A 15,847-nucleotide genomic window follows, 5' to 3' on the forward strand; every position below is an offset into this window, starting at 1 on the left:
GACTTCGTGGACAACCTAGACGACATCGGCAGCGGCGACGAGAAACAAGCCCATGCCCTCCGCCGCATCCTCGACCACCTGGCGCGCAGTGAGAATCCCCTACTCAGCGAGATGGCCACCGCCGTCCAATCCGGTCAACTCACCCTGCGCCAAGCAGCCACGAGCCCGGCCTACAGCGCTGAGCTAACAACACCCTTCCAGACCTTCTGGAACGCCTATCAGAAGATGACCCCGGAAGAGCGTGAAGATCTCGCCTCTAGTTACTTGCCGCCCGAGTGACGCTCCATCTCGATCCGCCTATGGATATCAACCCCGACCCCTTGACCCCCAGGCAACCAACACACCCTTGCCACCTGCCGAACGTGCACATCGCGTTGGCCGAGTGCCGCCAGCTCGACGTGACGCCCGGCGCGGGCGAGCAGGTCCATGTGCCACAGGTGTGCGTTATGGCGCTCGTAGTCGGTGCTGTAGCACTACGCGGCAGCACCGACTACCGCGATTGCCTGGTGAGCGCCGAAACGCGCTTTCATCAGCGACCGGAAGCCCAGGTTGTTGCCGATGATCTTCCGGAGGTTGCTGTAGACGCCGGCGGGGTCCTTCAGCCGAGTGAGGCGAGGGCCCGATGCAGGCGGCCGTGCGGTACTGATTTGTCTATTCTATCGAGAGCGGGTCGTGGTCTACTCGGGCACGGGAATCCGTGCCCGAGTAGACGTCACCACATCGTCAGCTGGTCACCGGCGGTCGGACTTGTCAACCGCCTCTGGCGCTGGTCAGGCGCGCACGAACTGCCACTGTTGGTTGGTCCCGTTGTTGGCGGTCCACTGTACGACCTGCGCGCCGTCACTGGTCGCTGCGGCGTAGACGTCGGCTGCCAGGCCGCTGGCCTGGTTGACGATGGTGTAGTAGCCGTCGCCGGTAGGCCGCAGGTACCACGACTGGTTGGTGCCGCCGTTGGCCGACCACTGTTGCAGTTGCAGGCCCGTCGTGGTGCTGCCGGCGTTGACGTCGAGCATCTTTCCGGAGGCGGTGTAGCGCAGGGTGTACGCGTCCTGGGTGGTGCTGATCGTCCAGGTGGGGGTGCCGCTCTGCTGGACCGCCTTGGCGCCGTCGGCGGTGGAGTTGCCGGCGATGGCGAGGGGCTTGCCGCTGTTGCGGTTGACGATGCGGTAGGTGCCTGCTGCCGGCCCGGTTCCACCGCTTCCGCCGAGGTTGAGGTATTCGGCGGAGTCGGTGAAGACGGTGCTGCCGGACTTGGCGGTCGACAGTTGCAGGTACACGCGGCTGCCGGTGGCGGGGGCGGTGAAGGACACCGGTTGGGTGACCCGCGAGCCGAGTGGGACGGTCAGGGTGCTGTTGCCGGACGCGACGACCGCGCCGGTCGGGCTGTCGAGCCGGGCGGTCCAGGTGAAGTTCACCGAGGTGTTGGTGAGGTCGTCGTTGAACACGGTGATGTTGCGGGTCACCGTGGCGTTGCGGGCGTAGCTGGGCACCGCCTGCGCCAGCGGGAAGTTGCCGTTGGAGTCCGAATTGCCGGAGGCGGACCAGTACGGGAGGTCGATCGCGGCCACCGGGTTGAACGCCGCCTGCACACGCTGGATCTGCGCGTTGCTCCACGGGTCGGGCAGGTTGTCCGCGCCGTAGACCGGGCGAGTGTTCTCCTCCGTGGTGAAGTCGGTGGTTCGCACGCCGGGTACGACGCTGGCCCAGGCGGAGAGCAGCGTGTACGGGCGTAGGTCGCTGGCGTCCTTGCCGCGCTTGGCGGCAGTCGCGGTGGCGAACCATGTGAAGCCCTGCTTGGTGCTGCAGGCGGGCCAGATGTACTCGCCTTCGCCGTCCGGGCGCCCGGTGTGGCGATTCAGGGCCTCGCCGTAGCGGCCGACGCCGTCCAGGTAGTGCGCGAAGATGGTGAAGTTGGGGTAGGTCATGGCCGGGTACCGGCTGGGCGAGTCCGCGCCAATGCCGGCGTCGATGCTGATCGGCCGGGTGCCGTCGTTGCCGTTCATCGCCGCGTACAGGTCCTGTTGGAACTGCTGCGAGTCGTTGCTGTTGGAGCTGGGCTCGTTGATCTGACTCCAGCGGATGATCGCCGGATGGTTGCGGTCGCGCAGGGTCAGCGCACGAGCGTGGGCCACCATGTTGGTGCGTCCGGACACGAAGTCCTGGGAACCACTGCGGATGGCCGTCTCGTCGATGACCATCAGGCCCATCTCGTCGGCCACGTCGAGCATGTACGGGCTGGCCGGTTCCATGTGCATGCGTACCACGTTGTAGTTGAGACGCTGGTAGTTGTCCACCGCCTGCGGCCAGCCGCCGTTGCCAGACGACGGCGGCAGGAAGCCGGGCAGGGTGTCGTACGCGTCGCCCTTCCCGCCGTTGTTGACCCGGTCGTAGTCGGCGCCCTGCAGGCTGTCGCCGCGGAAGTTCACCCGCACGCCGTTGAGGTAGTAGTACTCGCTGTTCTGCGTGCTCTCCCGGAACCCGAAGCGGTACGTGGCGTCACTGGTGCGGCCGTCGTCAGCGGTGGCGTGGATCGCCAGGCGGTGCAGTTGGGCCCGGTACCCGGACCGGTACGGCACGTTGGGCCACCAGTACGAGGTGACGCCGAGGTCCCACGCCACGGGGCCCACCGTGACCTTCGCCGTCGAACGGGCCGCCACCGTCACGCTCTGCTGCGGCAACTGTGGGTAGCTGAAAGAGCCCGCGCCGTCGGACGTGATCGACCCGCCCAGGGTGACCGTTCTGGTCGCGGCCGAGGAGTTGGTCACCGACACGTCGTAGCTGAGGGTGCGGTTCGCCACCGAGGTACGGACGAACGCGTCGCTGACGTACACCGCCGGGTACACCCGCAGGGACGCGGACCGGTAGATGCCCTGCGGTACCGCCTCGGACCAGTCGGCCGCGATCGGGACCAGGTACTTGCCGTCGGACGACCGCAACGCACCGCGGCCCTTCACCTGCACGCTGATCGTGTGGGTGGTGCCCGGTGCGGCGTAGCTACTGATGTCGAAGTTCGACGGGGTGAACGCCGTCGTCTGGGTCGCCACCACCCGGCCGTCGACCGACAGTGTCGCCTGGTGGTTGACGGCGCCGAACTCGATCCAGGTCGACTGCGGCTGCCCCGAGTCCGGCACGGTGATGCTGCGCGAGTACACCGCCTCGTTCACGTCGGTGAAGCCCTGCTTGTACCAGCCGCCACCGGGCACCGCGATCGACGTCGTTCCCCGACCCGAGGGCGTGAAGCTCCACGTCCCGCTCAGATCGACCGAGGCGATCGCAGCGCTACCGGCCGCCACACCGTCAACTCCGGCGGCCGCGACACTCTGCGTCGCGACCGGCACGGCCAGGGCCGACCCGGGAGTCGCCAGGGTCAGGCCACCCAGCGTCAGGGGCAGGGCGAGCGCCACGGCCGCGGCCAGCCCTCTGGCCGACGCCGACAATCGGCCACCCCAGCGGACGTTCGTACGATGCACGGCAACCTCCTGTGACTCACCCAGCAGCCTTACAACTCCGGGTCAAGGCTTCGCTGCTGGCAGTAGTCGAATCGATTCGACGGTCCGCCAGGGGCGTCGGTCACCCGGGAGGGTGAACACGGCCGACACGTAGATGTGATTAACCGGCAACATGGGCACTGAGTCAAGGATTTGGACTCATCTATCTTGTGCCGAAGCCTGTAATTCCATCAATGCCGACAAAAGCCGCAGCAAAGATAGGATGAAAGGCCGGTCGGCACCACCGTCGACGCCGGGGTCACCGGCTTCACACTGCACGACCTACGCCACTAGACAGCCACCTGTGGCCGACGGTCGAGGATCGGACCCGCGAAGCGACGGCCGCTCTGATGACCGAAACGCTGGGTCTCGCCGAACGGCCTGCGGACTCCCTGCGGACCAAGGAGGCGTGACGTAGCCCGTGAACTGCGCGAACGCGGCCCACCTAGACGTTGAAGCGGAACTCCACGACGTCGCCGTCCTGCATGACGTACTCCTTGCCCTCGATGCGGACCCTGCCCGCCGCCTTGGCCGCCGCCATCGAGCCGGCCTCGACCAGGTCGCCGTAGGAGACCACCTCGGCCTTGATGAAGCCGCGCTGGAAGTCGCTGTGGATGACACCCGCAGCCTCCGGCGCGGTCGCGCCGACCGGGACGGTCCAGGCCCGGGCCTCCTTGGGGCCGGCCGTGAGGTACGTCTGGAGCCCGAGCGTACGGAAGCCGACGCGGACGAGCTGGTTGAGGCCGGGCTCGTTCTGGCCGATCGACTCCAGCAGCTCGCGAGCCTCCTCCTCGGGCAGGTCCACCAGCTCGGATTCGATCTTGGCGTCCATGAAGACAGCCTCGGCGGGGGCGACCAGGGCCCGCAGCTCGTCGAGGAACGCCTCGTTGGCGAGTTCGGCCTCGTCGACGTTGAAGACGTACAGGAACGGCTTGGTGGTGAGCAGGTGCAGCTCGCGAAGGTGCTCCAGCTCGATCTTCGCGGCGGCGGCCCCGGAGTAGAGGGTGGTGCCGCCGTCGAGCACCTCGATGGCCTGCTTCGCGGCGGCGACCGCGGCGGCCCGGTCCTTGCGGAGCTTGGCCTCCTTCTCCAACCGGGGCAGCGCCTTGTCCAGGGTCTGCAGGTCGGCGAGGATCAGCTCGGTGTTGATCGTCTCGATGTCGTCGGCCGGGGAGACCTTGCCGTCGACGTGCACCACGTTCGGGTCGGAGAAGGCCCGGACCACCTGGCAGATCGCCGAGGCGTCCCGGATGTTGGCCAGGAACGCGTTGCCCCGCCCCTGCCCCTTCGACGCGCCGCGCACGAGGCCGGCGATGTCGACGAACGACACCGGAGCCGGCAGCACCTTCTGCGAGGAGAAGATCTCGGCGAGCTTGCCCAGCCGCTCGTCGGGCAGCCCGACCACGCCGACGTTGGGCTCGATGGTGGCGAACGGGTAGTTCGCCGCCAGCACGTCGTTCTTGGTCAACGCGTTGAAAAGCGTGCTCTTGCCGACGTTGGGCAGGCCGACGATGCCGATGGTGAGACTCACGACGAGCCAGCTTACGCCGGTGCCGAGCGGACCGGTCCACGCGGCTCCGAATCCACCGGGCCGGACGCGGCCCTGGTCGCCCCTCAGCGCGTCTGCCAAGGTGGCAGACGTGCCGACGTTGCGGTTCCTCATCATGGTCGACGGCCCGCTGACGGCGGCGGAGCTGCTCGACCTGATCCGCGCCCGGCTGCCCGACGCGAAGCCCTACCGCCGGGACTCGGTCGACGTCCGGGCCAACCTGCTGGAGATCAACACCAACGAGGGCGCCGACCCGAGGCTCGCCGCCACCGACGAGGACGGCTATCTCTATTTCCAGTGGCGGGTGGAGGTGACGCCGATGGACCCGTCGGTCGACGAGGCGCAGCAGATCGCCCTGGCCCGGGAGCTGCTGCGGGCGATCGAGGGGCAGCAGGTGCGGGCGACCGTGTGCGCCGCGTTCGAGGATCGGGTCTGACCCGCGCTCACCGGAGCAGGCGGGGCGCGATGACCTCTTCCCGCACACTGCCGTCCGCGCGACGACTCACCTCGTACGCCGAGACGCCCTCGCGGTCGGCGACCGCCTCGACCAGGCGGGTCCCCCGGTAGACCAGGCCGACACCGTCGTCGGTGCAGTGACTGGTCGGCAACGTCCCGTCGCCGACCAGCTCGTGCATCAGCGGCCGGCGCTCACTCTCGCTGTCGTAGTGCACGCCATTGCCGTACGGCAGCCAACCCAACGCCTCCGTGTAGCCCCGCAGACGGGGTCCGAAGCTGTCGGTGGCGCCGCCCACGTGCCAGCAGATCGAACCGGCCGAGACGCCGGCCAACACCACGCCGGCCTGCCAGCACTCGTGCAGGATCTCGTCCAGCCCGTGTACCCGCCAGACCGCGACGAGATTGGCGACGCTGCCGCCGCCCACCCAGATCGCATCCTGGGCGAGCAGGTGGGTTCGGACGTCGTCGACGTTCGGCATCGGGAACAGCGCCAGGTGCGACAGACGGAACCGCGTGTCGGCGAACGCACCGTAGACAGCGGTGAACGAGGTCGGCTGGTCACCGACGGCCTGCCCGAGGTAGCAGATCCGTGGCTGCGGACCGGCCTCGGCCAACTCGGCGGCCAGCTCGAAGATCGGGCCGGGACGCAGGTCGGACGGCCCCCGGTCACCACGGAAGAAGCCCATGCTGGTGGCGAGGATGGTGGGTTCGCTGGCGGGCATGAGCGATCCTTCCGTCGGTGTGCTCTGCCCTCCATCCTGCCGTAGTCGATCATTGTCCAGGGGCTATCAGCATTCGGGCGCGTCGACCTGCCCGACCTCCGTCGATCTTCCGACACGGCGTCGGCCCAACCCGCTCAGCCGGCGGGCCGTCGGCCCAACCCGCTCAGCCGGCGGGCCGTCGGCCCAACCCGCTCAGCCGGCGGGCCGTCGGCCCAACCCGCTCAGCCGGCGGGCCGTCGGCCCAACCCGCTCAGCCGGCGGGCCGTCGGCCCAACCCGCTCAGCCGGCGGGCCGTCGGCCCAACCCGCTCAGCCGGCGCGGCGTTGCCGGGGAATGAGAGCGGGCCGCGCGTTGGCCGGGTCGGCGGTGCCGCTCGACGCGGCCGACGGAGTCGCCTGCGGATCGGGCCGGTGTCTCGCCGCCGCACCTCCGGCGGGAGGCTCGATCTCGGCGGGCAGGTCGTCGCACGGCCGCTCGGACGCGGGCAGTTGCGCGCACGCGGCGCGGGGCAGGGTGAACCGGTCCGCTGCCGCCGGGCCTGCGGAATTCGACTCGCGCAGCATCCAGCGCACCTCGTCCGCCGTCCAGCCGAGGCTGGGCCGGGCCGCGATCTCCGCGATCAGCCGCCGGCCGACGGTCGTGTCGTCGTCGTAGAAACGCATGCACCGGTGATGCGTCCACATGCCGAGCGCCCGCAGGCCGGCCTCGTCGAGCGACCGGACCAGCCGGCCGCAGGCGGTGTCGGCGAACGGCTCCGCCTGGTCGGCGGACCGGTCCCGTTCGATGGCGCCGACGGCGGCCGGCGCGACGGCCCGCATCCGGCGGTAGAAGGACTGCACCACGGCGCGGGGCAACGGCGGAATCGAGCCGTGTGTAGACGCCGCCACCCAACCCGCAACGCTCGCCATCGCCGCCCCCCTTCTTGAGTTGGTGGCGAGACGTTACCCGGGACGACCGACACTCCCGGGCGGAAATCCCCCACCCCCACCTCTCCGCCTCGGTGATCAAGAAGTTCGCGTCACGGGGTACGGCGTGTCGTGACGCGAACCTCTTGATCACCGGGAAAAGCGGGGGTGGGTTTGGGGGGTGGTGATGGTCGGGTCTGATTTCCGCCAGCCGACGGCTTGAGCAGCGGGGCATCATCGGTGGCGTGGAGATGGACTTCGAACGGTGCTACCGGGCGGTGGACAGTCGCGACCAGAGGTTCGACGGCTGGTTCTACACCGGCGTGACGTCGACCGGGATCTACTGCCGGCCATCCTGCCCGGCGATCACGCCGAAGCGGCAGAACGTCCGGTTCTTCCCGTCGGCCGCTGCCGCCCAGGGCGCCGGGCTGCGCGCCTGCCGCCGCTGCCGGCCGGACGCCGCGCCCGGCTCGCCGCAGTGGGACGTCCGCGCCGACGTGGTGGGCCGGGCGATGCGGCTGATCGCCGACGGGGTGGTCGACCGGGACGGCGTACCGGGGCTGGCCGCGCGGCTGGGCTACACCGAACGGCACCTGCACCGGATGCTGCGCGCCGAGATGGGGGCCGGGCCGCTCGCGCTGGCCCGGGCCCAGCGTGCGCAGACCGCGCGGATCCTCATCGAGACGACCGGGCTGGGGATGGCCGAGATCGCGTTCGCCGCCGGCTTCGGCAGCGTGCGGCAGTTCAACGACACGGTCCGCGAGGTGTACGCGAGCGCCCCCTCGGAGCTGCGGACCGCTCGCGGCCGACACCTGGCGGCAATCGGGGCGGGGACGATCACGCTCCGGCTGGCGTACCGTCCGCCGCTGCACGCCCACGCGCTGCTGGACTTCCTCGCGCTGCGCGCGCTGCCAGGTGTCGAGGAGGTACGCGACGGGACGTACCGCCGCGGGTTGCGGTTGCCACACGGCCTCGGCCAGGTGGCCCTGACCCCGGCGGACGGGCACGTGGCGGCGACGCTGCGCCTGGCCGACCTGCGCGACCTCGCGCCGGCGGTGGCCCGCTGCCGGCGTCTGCTCGACCTCGACGCGGACCCGGAGGCGGTCGACGCCACGCTGGCGGCCGACCCGGCCCTGGCCCCGGCGGTGACGGCCGAGCCCGGGATCCGCGTCCCCCGCGCGGTCGACGGTTTCGAAATGGCCGTACGCGCGATAGTGGGCCAACAGGTCTCGGTGCGCTCCGCCCGCACCACCCTGACCCGCCTGCTGGCCACCCGCGTCGATCATGAAGTTGTTGCCACCGACGACGGCGTGTCGCGACAACAACTTCATGATCAACGGGGTGACCTGCGGGGGTTCCTCACGCCGGAGGAGGTTTTGGGGATCTCCGACGGGGAGTTCGGGATGCCGGGGCGGCGGCGGGACGCCATTCGAGGGCTGGCCCGTGCCCTGGTGGACGGATCCGTGGACCTGGCGCCCGGGGGTGACCGTCAGGAGACCAGGCGGCGGCTGCTCGCGCTGCCCGGGATAGGGCCGTGGACCGCCGACTACCTCGCCATGCGCGCCCTCGGCGACCCCGACGTCCTCCTCGACAGCGACCTCGCGATCCGCCGCGGCGCGACGGCGCTCGGCCTACCCCACACGACCCTCGACGCGCACGCCGAACGGTGGCGCCCCTGGCGGTCCTACGCCACGATCAGACTCTGGAGAGCCGCATGAGCATCGACAGCACCGTCCTGACCACCCCGACCGGTCCGCTGAGCATCCTCGCCGACCGCGACGGTCAGGTCCTGGCGGCCGGCTTCACCCCCGACCCGGAGGCGCTGCCGCCCCTGATCCACCCGAGTCTGCGAGCGCCGGTACGACCACGCGCCGATCTCGGGCCGACCACCGTGGCCGTTCGGTCCTACCTGGACGGGGATCTCACCGCCATCGACTCGGTGCCGGTACGGCAGCACACCGGCGGCGAGTTCATGGCGTACGCCTGGCAGGTGCTGCGGGACGTGCCTCCGGGCGCGCCGGTCACCTACACGGGATACGCGGCGCTGGCCGGGCGGCCACCCGCGGTGCGGGCCGCCGCCGCCGCCTGCGCGCGTAACGCCGCGGCGCTCTTCGTGCCGTGCCACCGGGTGCTGCGTACCGACGGGAGCCTCGGTGGCTACCGCTGGGGGCTGGACGTGAAGAAGTGGCTTCTCGGTCATGAGCGGCGGTTGACGGCAAGCTGACAACTACACGGGCACCCAATGACGCTACCGTCGGGTAGTGCCTGTGGAGAGCGACGGCGACCGGGCCGCCCCGGTCGCCGCGGGCCGCCACCCCGTGCACAACCTCTGGCGGCTGCGCCGCTACCTGCGCCCGTACGCCACCGAGTTCGCCTGGTTGCTGGTCGCCGGGCTCGCCGGCACGGCCGCCGGGATCGCCGTACCCCTGGTGGTGCAGCGCGTGGTGGACGGGCCGGTGGCCCGCCACGAGCCCGCAGGCCTGCTTCAACTCGGTGGTCTGGCGCTGCTGCTCGGCGTGGTCGAGGCGGTGCTCATCTTCATCCGTCGGTGGGTGCAGTCGTCCTCGGCGGTGGGCATGGAGGCGGCACTGCGCGCCGACGTCTACGCGCACCTGCAACGGCTGCCGGCCAGTTTCCACGACCGCTGGCAGTCCGGCCAACTGCTCTCCCGGATCACCAGCGACCTGTCGGTGATCCGCCGGTTCCTGTCCTTCGGTGTCTTCTTCCTGGTGCTCAACCTGACCACCTACGTGGTGGTGGTGCTGCTGCTGATCCACCTGCACGCGGCGCTCGGGTTGCTGGTCGCGGCCAGCGCCGTGCCCCTGCTGCTGATCACCCGCCGATTCGGTCGGCACTACCACACCGCGTCCCGGCGGATGCAGGACCAGCAGGGCGACGTGGCGACGCTGGTCGAGGAGACCGCGCAGGGCCTGCGCACCATGAAGGCGTACGGGCGAGGGCCCGAGCTGGCCGCCCGCTTCGCCGACGGGGCCCGGGCGCTGCACGACACCGGCGTGGGCAAGGGCCGGCTGCTGGCGAACACGGCGGCGCTGCTCGACCTGGTGCCCAACCTGACGCTGGGCGTGGTGCTGGTCGCCGGTGCCGCCGCCGCCGCGCGGGGAGTGCTCACGATCGGGGAGCTGGTGGCGTTCGCCAGCCTCCAACTGATGCTCATCTGGCCGGTGCAGTCGCTGGGCTGGATCATCGCCAACGGGCAGGAGGCCGCCACCGCCGCCGACCGGGTCCAGGAGGTGCTGGACACTCCACCGCAGATCGTGGACGCTCCCGACGCGCTCACGCTCAGCCGCGACGCGGTCCAGGGTCGGCTCCGCTTCGAACGGGTCGCCTTCCGCTACCCGGGCGCGGCCACCGGCGTCCTGGACGAGATCGACCTGACCATCGAGCCCGGCGAGACGCTGGCCCTGGTCGGTGCCACCGGCTGCGGCAAGAGCACCCTGCTCTCGCTGGTGCCCCGACTGCACGAGGTGACCGGCGGCCGGATCACCCTCGACGGGCACGACCTGCGCGACCTGCGGCTGGCCTCGCTGCGCCGGCTGGTCGGGGTGGCGTTCGAGGAGCCCACCCTCTTCTCCATGTCGGTGTGGGAGAACCTCACCCTGGGCCGCCCGGACGCCGGCGACGACGAGGTCCGCGCGGCCCTCGCGCTGGCACAGGCCGATTTCGCGTACGACCTGCCGTGGGGCCTGGCCACCCGCGTGGGTGAGCAGGGGTTGTCCCTCTCCGGGGGCCAGCGGCAGCGGTTGGCCCTGGCGCGGGCGGTGCTCGGTCGCCCGGCGCTGCTGGTGCTCGACGACCCGCTTTCCGCCCTCGACGTGCACACCGAAGCGCTGGTGGAGGCGGCGCTACGGCAGGTGCTGCGGGCCAGCACCGCCCTGCTGGTGGTGCACCGACCATCGACGATCGCGCTGGCCGACCGCGTCGCCCTGCTCGACGGTGGACGGATCGCCGCGATCGGCCGGCACTCGGAACTGCTCGCCACCGTGCCCGCCTACCGGGCGCTGCTCGCCGCCGAGCCACCACCCGCGCAACCGGCTCACCCCGGAGCCGCCGAGCCACCACCCGCGCAACCGGCCGCCGCCGTCCACCCAGCCGGAACCGGGCCCGGGGGTGTCGGGCCGCCGGGGCCCGGCGCGTCCACCTCGGACGGCTGGGGCCTGGTGCGCTCGTGACAACCCCGGAGCAGGCCGATCCGTCTCCCGAGGGGGAGCCGGAGCTGGCCCGCTGGCGGGGGACGGCCACCGACCCGGAGGCCGACCGGAGTCGGGCCGAGGAGGACACCCCGGAGGCCGTCGCCCGGCTGCGCCGGCACAGCCGGGCCCTGCTGGCCGACCTGCTGCGCCCGCATCGGGGACGACTCGCCGCCGCCGTCGGTCTGCTGCTCGCGCAGAACGCCGCCGCGATGGCCGGCCCGTACCTGGTCATGATCGGCATCGATCGCGCCATCGCCCCGCTGCGCGCCGGGAACGCCACCCCGCTGGTCGCCGTGGCCGGGGCGTTCGCCGCCGCCGCCGTGACGGAGTACGCGGCCCGCCGAGGCTTCCTGACCCTCTCCGCCCGCATCGGCCAGGCCGTCCTGCTGGACCTGCGACAGCGGGTGTTCGGGCACTTCCTACGACTGTCGGTGGGCTTCCACGAGCGGTACACCTCGGGTCGGATGGTGTCCCGCCTCACCAGCGACCTGGACAGCATCGCCGAGTTGGTCGACGGGGGAATCGACAGCCTGGTGCTCGCCGCGCTGTCGATCCTGTCGGTGGCCGCCATCCTGCTCTGGCTGGACCTGCCACTGGCCGCGGTGACGCTGCTCGCGTTCCCGTTCCTGTTCTGGCTCTCCCGCTGGTTCGCCCGGGCTTCGGCCACCGCCTACCGGCGGACGAGGGAGGCCGTCGCGCTGGTCATCGTGCACTTCGTCGAGTCGATGCGGGGCATCCGGGCGGTGCAGACGTTCCGTCGGGAGCCGCGCAACCAGCGGATCTTCGTGACGCTCGGGGACGACTACCGGCGGGCGAGCCTGCACGCGTTCCGGCTGATCGCCACGTACTCGCCGGCGATCAAGTTGATCGGCAACCTCACGGTCGCGGTCGTGCTCTGTTACGGCGGGTGGCGGGTGCTCGGCGGGCGGACCGAGGTCGGCGTGCTCGCCGCGTTCCTGCTCTACCTGCGACGCTTCTTCGAGCCGATGCAGGAGCTGAGCCAGTTCTACAACTCGTTGCAGTCGGCGACGGCGGCGCTCGAGAAGCTGGCCGGGGTGCTCGACGAACGGCCCGGCGTCGCCGAGCCGGCCCGGCCGGTGCCGCTGCCGCGCGGCCCCGGTCACGGCGAGCTGACCTTCCGGGGCGTCTCGTTCGGCTACCGCGCGAACACCCCCATCCTCGCCGGACTGGACCTGCGGGTGCCGGCCGGGCAGACGGTCGCGCTGATCGGGCCGACCGGCGCGGGCAAGTCGACCATCGCCAAGCTCGTGGCCCGGTTCCACGACCCGGACGCCGGCACGGTCCTGCTGGACGGCATCGACCTGCGCGCGGTGTGCGACGCCGACCTGCGCCGCGCCGTGGTGCTCGTGACGCAGGAGAACCACCTGTTCAGCGGCACGGTGGCGGAGAACATCCGGTTCGGCCGGCCGGGCGCCGACGACGCCGAGGTGCGGGCCGCCGCCCAGGCGATCGGCGCGCACGAGTTCATCGCCGCGTTGCCCGACGGGTACGCCACCCAGGTGCACCGGCGCGGCGGGCGGCTCTCCGCCGGCCAGCGACAACTGGTCGCGTTCGCCCGGGCGTTCCTCGCCGACCCGACCGTGCTGATCCTCGACGAGGCGACGTCGTCGCTGGACGTGCCGACGGAACGGCTGGTGCAACGCGCGCTCGGCACCATCCTGCGGGACCGGACGGCGCTGGTGATCGCACACCGCCTCTCCACAGTGGAGACGGCCGACCGGGTGCTCGTCGTCGACGGCGGGAAGGTCGTCGAGGACGGCCCGCCGGCCGTGCTGGTCGGGTCCGGCGGCCGGTACGCGGCCCTGCACCGGCAGTGGCGCGACTCGCTCGGGTAGGACCGGCGATACGCAACTGCGTGGCTCGGCACCCGGCTGATGCCTACGATCGGCAGATGACCGATACGGCGAGGACCGCCCGCGCCGGCGTTCCCGAGCGTCCCAGTCTGGACGGGCTCGAGGAGCGTTGGGCGCAGCATTGGCAGGAGGAGGGCACGTACGCGTTCGACCGTTCCCGGGAGCGGAAAGACGTGTACTCCATCGACACCCCGCCGCCGACCGTATCGGGCGAGTTGCACATGGGGCACGTCTTCTCGTACACGCACACCGACACCGTCGCCCGCTACCAGCGGATGCGGGGCAAGGCGGTCTTCTACCCGATCGGCTGGGACGACAACGGGCTGCCCACCGAGCGTCGCGTGCAGAACGTGTACGGGGTGCGCTGCGACCCGGCGTTGGCGTACGACCCGGTGTGGCGGCCGCCGGCCACCCCGGTCGACGACGCCGCCCGACGCGACCCGACGCCGATCTCGCGGCGCAACTTCATCGAGCTGTGCGAGCGGCTGACGGTCGCCGACGAGCAGGTCTTCGAGGCCCTCTGGCGGCGGCTCGGGCTCTCGGTGGACTGGTCCCTGACGTACACGACGATCGGCCGGGTGGCCCGCGCCACCAGCCAGCGGGCGTTCGTGCGCAACCTGCGCCGGGGTGAGGCGTACCAGGCGGAGGCGCCGACGCTGTGGGACGTCGGCTTCGCCACCGCGGTGGCCCAGGCCGAGCTGGAGGACCGGGAACGTCCCGGCGCGTACCACCGGCTGCGGTTCGCCGGGCCCGGCGGGCGCGAGGTGCTCATCGACACCACCCGGCCGGAGCTCCTGCCGGCCTGCGTCGCGCTGGTCTGCCACCCCGACGACGAGCGGTACGCCGACCTGGTGGGCGCGACCGTGCGCAGCCCGCTGTTCGACGTCGAGGTGCCGGTGCGCGCCCACCCGCTCGCCGATCCCGCGAAGGGCACCGGCATCGCCATGGTCTGCACGTTCGGCGACCTCGCCGATGTGACCTGGTGGCGTGAGCTACAGCTGGACACCCGGGTGGTGATCGGCCGGGACGGCCGTCTGCTGCCGGAGCCGCCGGCCGGGGTGCCCGCGGCGCCGTACGCGGGGCTGGCCGGGCAGACCGTCAACGGCGCCCGCCGGGAGATCGTCGGGATGCTGGCCGACGCGGGTGACCTGATCGGAGAGCCGCGTCCGGTGACCCACCCGGTGAAGTTCTACGAGCGTGGCGACCGGCCACTGGAGATCGTCTCCACGCGCCAGTGGTACCTGCGCAACGGCGGACGGGACGCCGAACTGCGGGCGACGCTGCTGGCCCGGGGCGCGGAGCTGCACTGGGTGCCGGCGCACATGAAACACCGCTACGACAACTGGGTGGGCGGCCTGACCGGCGACTGGCTGGTGAGCCGGCAGCGCTTCTTCGGAGTGCCGGTGCCGGTGTGGTACCGGCTCGACGACACTGGCGAGCCGGACTGGTCCCACCCTCTCACGCCGGACGAGTCGACGCTGCCGGTCGACCCGTCCAGTGACCCGGCGCCCGGTTTCGACGAGTCGCAGCGCGGGCGGCCGGGCGGCTTCATCGGCGACCCGGACGTGCTGGACACCTGGGCGACCTCGTCGTTGACGCCGCAGATCGTCGGCGGCTGGGAGACCGACCCGGAGCTGTTCGCGCAGGTCTTCCCGATGGACCTGCGCCCGCAGGGGCAGGAGATCATCCGAACCTGGCTCTTCGACAGCGTGGTCCGTTCGCACTTCGAGCACGGGGTGCTGCCCTGGCGGGACACCGTGCTGTCCGGCTGGATCCTCGACCCGGACCACAAGAAGATGGCCAAGTCCAAGGGGAACGTGGTCACCCCGCTCGCGCTGCTGGAGCAGCACGGTTCGGACGCGGTGCGCTACTGGGCGGCCAGCGGCAAACCCGGCATGGACCTGGCCTTCGACCCGGCGCAGATCAAGGTCGGCCGCCGGCTGGCCACCAAACTGCTCAACGCGTCGAAGTTCGCGCTCGGCCTGGGCGCCGCGGACGCGCTGCGCGCGACCGCGACGACCCCGCTGGACCGCGCCATGCTCGCCGAACTGGGCACGGTGGTGAGCGCCGCGAGCACGGCCTTCGACGGGTACGACCACACGGCCGCCCTCCAGGTGACCGAGGCGTTCTTCTGGCGGTTCTGCGACGACTACATCGAGTTGGTCAAGGAACGGGCGTACGGCACCGGAGCGGCGGCCGACTCGGCGCGGGCGGCGCTGGCCTCGGCGCTGTCGGTGCAGTTGCGGCTGTTCGCGCCCGTGCTGCCGTACGTCACCGAGGAGATCTGGTCGTGGTGGCGGTACGGGTCGGTGCACCGCGCGCCCTGGCCCACCACCTACGAGGTGGCCCGCGCGATCGAGGGGACGGGCGAGCCCGCGCTGCTGCGGCTGGCCGGGGACGCGTTGGGCCAGGTGCGACGGGCCAAGTCGGAGCGGAAACTGTCGATGAAGGCGGAGGTGCCGCTGGCCGAGGCGCTCGGCCCGGCGGCGATGCTGGAGCAGCTCACCCTGGTCGCCGACGACCTGCGGGCGGCGGGCCGGATCGGCAAGCTCGACCTGCTGCCGGACCGCACCCCGGAACTCGTCATCGCCTGCGCCTTCTGACCGGGTCCGCCGCCGCCCACCCCCCGGGGGCGGCGGCGG

The 15,847-nt window shown here is 71.4% G+C and carries 10 protein-coding genes and 1 pseudogene; 7 read left to right on the top strand and 4 right to left on the bottom strand.

The genetic code is table 11. The annotated features are described in order from the left end of the window. Positions 1-6 precede the first annotated feature (6 nt). Positions 7-279 (top strand): hypothetical protein, encoded by a 273-nt coding sequence (locus ACQP03_RS29690; RefSeq protein ID WP_357126149.1) that lies wholly within the window; start codon positions 7-9, stop codon positions 277-279. A gap of 491 nt (positions 280-770) precedes the next feature. On the opposite strand, the gene ACQP03_RS29695 is transcribed toward ACQP03_RS29690, so the two are convergent. Continuing rightward, positions 771-3,470 (bottom strand): RICIN domain-containing protein, encoded by a 2,700-nt coding sequence (locus ACQP03_RS29695; RefSeq protein WP_433459236.1) that lies wholly within the window; start codon positions 3,468-3,470, stop codon positions 771-773. Positions 3,471-3,933: 463 nt separating this feature from the next. Further along, positions 3,934-5,019: a redox-regulated ATPase YchF gene (gene ychF / locus ACQP03_RS29700; protein ID WP_357126155.1), complete on the bottom strand. Its 1,086-nt coding sequence runs from the start codon at positions 5,017-5,019 to the stop codon at positions 3,934-3,936. A 109-nt stretch (positions 5,020-5,128) separates the two neighbouring features. Between ychF and ACQP03_RS29705 the strand changes: the two genes are divergently transcribed. Next, positions 5,129-5,473: a hypothetical protein gene (locus ACQP03_RS29705; protein WP_357174497.1), complete on the top strand. Its 345-nt coding sequence runs from the start codon at positions 5,129-5,131 to the stop codon at positions 5,471-5,473. Positions 5,474-5,480: 7 nt separating this feature from the next. Here ACQP03_RS29705 and ACQP03_RS29710 read toward each other — a convergent pair whose 3' ends face one another. Both ACQP03_RS29710 and ACQP03_RS29715 read right to left on the bottom strand, forming a co-directional pair. Then, positions 5,481-6,215, bottom strand: coding sequence for a peptidase E (locus ACQP03_RS29710; protein WP_363661507.1), 735 nt, complete (start codon positions 6,213-6,215; stop codon positions 5,481-5,483). 482 nt (positions 6,216-6,697) lie between these two features. Further along, positions 6,698-7,123, bottom strand: a pseudogene (locus ACQP03_RS29715) (hypothetical protein); the annotation flags it as partial. A 242-nt stretch (positions 7,124-7,365) separates the two neighbouring features. On the opposite strand from ACQP03_RS29715, the gene ACQP03_RS29720 reads away from it, so the two are divergent. The 5 genes from ACQP03_RS29720 to valS are packed head-to-tail and all read left to right on the top strand — an operon-like array spanning position 7,366 to position 15,808. Beyond that, positions 7,366-8,838 (top strand): DNA-3-methyladenine glycosylase 2 family protein, encoded by a 1,473-nt coding sequence (locus tag ACQP03_RS29720; RefSeq protein ID WP_433459239.1) that lies wholly within the window; start codon positions 7,366-7,368, stop codon positions 8,836-8,838. Then, positions 8,835-9,344 carry a methylated-DNA--[protein]-cysteine S-methyltransferase gene (locus ACQP03_RS29725; RefSeq protein ID WP_357126167.1) on the top strand — a complete coding sequence of 170 codons (510 nt, stop codon included), beginning with the start codon at positions 8,835-8,837 and terminating at the stop codon, positions 9,342-9,344. Before ACQP03_RS29720 ends, ACQP03_RS29725 begins: the two co-directional genes overlap by 4 nt. A gap of 37 nt (positions 9,345-9,381) precedes the next feature. After that, a complete protein-coding gene (locus tag ACQP03_RS29730; protein WP_433459241.1) occupies positions 9,382-11,310 on the top strand; it encodes an ABC transporter ATP-binding protein in 1,929 nt (642 codons plus the stop codon). Continuing rightward, a complete protein-coding gene (locus tag ACQP03_RS29735; protein ID WP_357126173.1) occupies positions 11,307-13,187 on the top strand; it encodes an ABC transporter ATP-binding protein in 1,881 nt (626 codons plus the stop codon). The genes ACQP03_RS29730 and ACQP03_RS29735 overlap by 4 nt, the downstream gene beginning before the upstream one ends. Before the next feature lie 56 nt (positions 13,188-13,243). Beyond that, on the top strand, positions 13,244-15,808 hold the full coding sequence (valS, locus tag ACQP03_RS29740; RefSeq protein ID WP_433459243.1) for a valine--tRNA ligase: 2,565 nt from the start codon (positions 13,244-13,246) through the stop codon (positions 15,806-15,808). Positions 15,809-15,847: the final 39 nt, after the last annotated feature.

The organism is Micromonospora sp. CA-248212 (assembly GCF_050948405.1).
Lineage (GTDB): Bacteria > Actinomycetota > Actinomycetes > Mycobacteriales > Micromonosporaceae > Micromonospora.